A 4,549-nucleotide genomic window follows, 5' to 3' on the forward strand; every position below is an offset into this window, starting at 1 on the left:
AACCTTCTTGCCACGGAGAGGAAAATCCTGAACAATAACAGGGTCATAAAAGCCTTTACTCTCAGTATCCTGATCTGTATACTTCTCAGGAACGATATTTTTCTCCTCAAGGTAGAACACAACTTCATTTACACTTTCCTTCACATCAACAAGATCAAAGTAGTCTAAAGTGCCTTCAGGAAGAAGAAGGCGATAACCGTTTAACTCCATAAGCTATGAATTTGGAGACAAAGATAACAATTTATAAATTTACCCCTCAGGTTTTTACATTGACCCGCGAAATGCTTTCGTAAATTATAATAATGGGCAAAAGGGATATATTGCTGCTTTTGCAGCAAAAAATGAGAGTGATGATGAATTAATTACTAAAATCCAAGCTAATGCTTATTTTCAGCGATTAACAGATAGCTCAGAATTAATTTGTGTAGCAGTTGATGTATGAATAGAATGAAACAAATTTTAGAAGGTAATGATATTGAGCTACTTCTTAATGAAGTTATCTCAAATGTATTTCATAAAGGGCTTATTGACATATCTGATTCTGAGACTTTATCTTTAATAAAAGTATATTATCCTCAAATTTTTGCTTTAAAAGAGATAGAGATTTTACGCTTTATGGCATTGTTTTACAAAGACTTGTCCGAGCCAAAAACATTAAAAGAGCAAATCTTTAGAATGTATCAGGATGTAATCTATGAACATTACAATTATACCTATACTCCTGTACAAGTTGGCATAGCTTCTGGTATAGCTCAGAATAGAGTGTTTAGCTTTTCTGCTCCTACGAGTACAGGGAAGTCCTATCTCATAATGAATTTAATTCGGGATTGTGATACGGATGTAGTCGTAGTTGTGCCTTCTAGAGCACTCATAAATGAGTATTACTCTAAACTTTGTAATCTAATTCCGGATAAAAGTGTCAATATTCTTACATTTGTTGAGAAAGTAAATACTGCACACGCTAACAAAAATGTTTTTATTGTTACACCAGAGCGTTGTAGAGAGATATTTAAGTATGCCAATGATTTTAATATTGGGTTATTTTTGTTTGATGAAGCGCAATTAAGCAATGAAGAAAATCTAAGAGGAATGTATTTTGATAATATAATACGCCGTTGTCATGATAAATTTAAGAATGCAAAATTAGTTTTCGCTCAGCCATTTATTGAAAATCCTGCTTCTCAGATAGAACGAAATAATTTAGGGAATGAACAGACCGATTTTAGAAGATATAAGCATCGTAATGTCGGACAGCTCTATCTTACATATGATAATTCCGAGTTTTTTCACTTTGGTATAAATAAAGAAATAATGGGTTCACGAAAAATCAAATGCAACTTCGATCCCATATTAAAATGTATTAAAGAAGAAGGCTCTGTGTTATTTTATGTTTCCAAATCAAAGATACTATCACGTGAATTTTATCAGGAATTCAAACCCTATATTTCACTATGTAAAAAAATATCAGATAAAAGAGCTCTTGACCTTATAAGTAGAATACAGATGTATACTGGAGGTAAAACTGATTATTCAAGGAATTACTATTCTTTATTTATTGATTTACTCTCATATGGCATTGTTGTACATCATGGTTCGATGCCTTTAGAAGCACGACTTGTTGTTGAGAACTTCACAAAAAGTGGTTTTTGTAGAATTTGTTTTGCCACTTCAACCTTAGAGCAAGGTATAAATATGCCTTTCGACATCGTTTTTTTAGATCGACTTGAGGCGAGTGATCCTATTGGGGTTAAAAATCTAATAGGGCGTGCAGGTCGTTCATCGGAATCTCCTGAATTTGATTATGGGTGCGTGGTTATAAGATCTTCGGGTATGACAAAGTTTCGTAAATTAATGAATACGGAAGATCGGCTATCATCCAAATCAATGCTAGATGAAGAAAAATTAGAAGATGATGATTTAGAAGAAATAAAACAAGAATTGAACGATGGTAGTTATGACGACTATCTTAACTTGCCACAAAGCAAGTTACAGCGATTAAGCGATGACGAAAGCGATCAGCTTATATCACAGTTACTTGATTACTTATTCTATAAAAATAAATTCATTCCATCTGAAATTGTCATTTCCAATGGCGAACGCTGGAAAAATATGATTGAATCGTTCGAAAAATTCTATGCTCACTATATAAGACGAGATTTGTCAAAAGGAGAAATTAGTATTCTTCATACAGCAATCCGTATTTTGGTTTGGCGTGTAGAAGCCAAAACATTTAAAAATATGTGTCAGTTACGCTATCAATATGTAAGTCGAACAAAGGAACGTTCTGAATATAAGCGAAATAAGTGGGAATTTAAATTAGAGGCTAGATTCACTGCTAAATATCAAGAAATACCTAATAAGAATTGCTTTGCTGTGCCACTATTTGAATATGGCACAGCGGCTTCGTCTGTTGACTATGATAGCATTATATATGATACATATGACTATTTAGATAAACTCATAGGGTTTAAATTATCTGATATACTCTATGCGGCATTTTATAAATTCTTTGAACGTCATCAAGAAGAACGGGCATTGGCGGCTGCAAATTATATTAAATATGGAACAGACGATCCTAAAGAAATATGGCTCTTAAAATATGGCGTGATGTTTGAAGATATGGAAACATTAAAACCTCATATCCAAGATATCAATGAGCAGGAGATTGTTGTTGCACAATCTTACTATGAATTACCACCTGAAAATCAGAAAGTAATAGAACGATTTGTAAACTAAAGACAATAGTATAATTCCTCCGCAAAAAGTAAGAGTTGATTTATTCGTCTGTACACGTTCGTTTAAAGTCCTTTTGGATGAACGTGTGCAGACAACCTGCATTAAGCAGAGAAAAGGGCTTTACCTCACGCCAAAACAGATGATTATTCTTTTTTATTACTGTCCGCTAAACATTTTGAGTTGAATAAAAATTAGGGCTGATTCCATTTGCAGGAGTCAGCCCATTATCGTTATTTAGCAGTCGCCAAACAAAACATAAATAACGATGGGCAAAAGTACACATTTCTTCGGACAGCCGGTATATGGTCAGTTAATAAAATCTCTTGACCATGATAAAATAGTTGAAATTAGCCGCAAACATGGTGGTGAGAGGTATGTAAAGAGCTTTGACGGGTACACACACTTGCTCACAATGCTCTATGCCGTAATCATGCGCTTTGACTCATTGCGCGAAATAGAAACCACTATGATAACAGAAGTACGTAAGCTTCACCATGTAGGCATAGAGCGTATCCCTAAGCGCAGCACACTGTCAGATGCCAATGCCAGACGCTCTGAAAAGTTCTTTGAAGAGGTCTATCACAACCTTTACGAGGCCAATAAGGAGAAACTTACCTCGGACAGCCGACGTAACGGTACGGAAGAGTGGATAAAACGTCTCCGCATCATTGATTCCACCACCATTTCACTCTTCTCTAACGCCATTTTCAAAGGTGTGGGACGCCATCCCAAAACAGGCAGAAAGAAAGGAGGTATAAAGGTCCACTCTGTCATACATGCCAACGAGGGTGTACATTGTGACGTGAAGTTTACTTCAGCAGCCACCAACGATTCGTTTATGCTGGCACCAAACCATTTCCGTCACGATGAGATAGTGGCACTTGACAGAGCATATATAAATTATGCAAAGTTTGAGGCACTTACAGAGCGTAATGTGGTCTATGTCACCAAAATGAAGAAAAATCTTGTCTATGACACGCTTGTAGATTGTATGTATCAGAACAATAATGGCGAAATGGAATATCGCGAGCAAGTCGTGGTGTTCCGTAAAGACGGAATCAACCATATCGCACGTATAATAACGTATGTGGATGTTAAGAAGGGTAAGCAGCCAAAGCTCATATCACTCTTAACCAATGATTTTGACATGGAATTGGAGACAATAGTGGCTATCTATCGCCGTCGTTGGCAGATAGAGTCACTTTTCAAGCAAATAAAACAAAATTTCCCACTGAGATACTTCTATGGAGAGAGTGCAAACGCCATCAAGATACAAATTTGGGTCACGCTCATAGCAAACCTGCTTCTTTCTGTGCTTCAAAGCACCTTGACAAGGCGATGGAGCTTCTCCGGGCTGGCAACTATGGTACGAATTGTATTGATGTACTACCTGAACCTTGAAAACTTCTTCAACAATCCAGAAGCAGACCTCAAAAGAATGCTGGTAGAGGCAACAAATCCACCTCCGGAAGGGGAGGAAATAGACTAAGGGGGCTTGTCTACGCATACAAATAAGTCCAACTTCTATGTTTCAAGAGGTTGGACAAGATGTTTTATGGTTTAGCGGACAGTAATAATTCTTTTTGCTATCTCTTTGAGCTAAAATCGGGAAACTGCATATAACCACCTGATCCATAGATGGAACAATCCGTCCTCACAGCAGGCAAATTAGGAAGAATGATTTTATCCCATGAGCCTTGTTAAAAACAAGACCTGTGCCAACCACCTTGATATCATCTTTGACGGAGGAACCGACCTCTGCAATATGCGTTTCTACCGCAGAGCGTTCAGCAAAAAACATTCAAGAGCAAGA

The 4,549-nt window shown here is 36.7% G+C and carries 3 protein-coding genes; 2 read left to right on the forward strand and 1 reads right to left on the reverse strand.

Features of this window, described 5'->3' with window-relative positions; translation table 11 throughout:
• On the reverse strand, positions 1 to 210 hold a 210-nt coding region (locus tag BACFIN_RS17215; protein ID WP_007748651.1), incomplete at its 3' end, for an ISAon1 family transposase N-terminal region protein.
• 228 nt (positions 211 to 438) lie between these two features.
• Here BACFIN_RS17215 and BACFIN_RS17210 point away from each other — a divergent pair.
• Positions 439 to 2,736, forward strand: coding sequence for a DEAD/DEAH box helicase (locus BACFIN_RS17210; RefSeq protein ID WP_007748654.1), 2,298 nt, complete (start codon positions 439 to 441; stop codon positions 2,734 to 2,736).
• A gap of 265 nt (positions 2,737 to 3,001) precedes the next feature.
• Positions 3,002 to 4,225 (forward strand): IS4 family transposase, encoded by a 1,224-nt coding sequence (locus tag BACFIN_RS17205; RefSeq protein WP_007748656.1) that lies wholly within the window; start codon positions 3,002 to 3,004, stop codon positions 4,223 to 4,225.
• The last annotated feature ends 324 nt before the right edge of the window (positions 4,226 to 4,549 follow it).

It is taken from the genome of Bacteroides finegoldii DSM 17565 (genome assembly GCF_000156195.1).
Lineage (GTDB): Bacteria > Bacteroidota > Bacteroidia > Bacteroidales > Bacteroidaceae > Bacteroides > Bacteroides finegoldii.

Bases quoted from the DNA above. Each gene is read 5' to 3' on its own strand.
- BACFIN_RS17210 (WP_007748654.1), top strand. From the start codon at position 439: ATGAATAGAATGAAACAAATTTTAGAAGGTAATGATATTGAGCTACTT.
- BACFIN_RS17205 (WP_007748656.1), top strand. From the start codon at position 3,002: ATGGGCAAAAGTACACATTTCTTCGGACAGCCGGTATATGGTCAGTTA.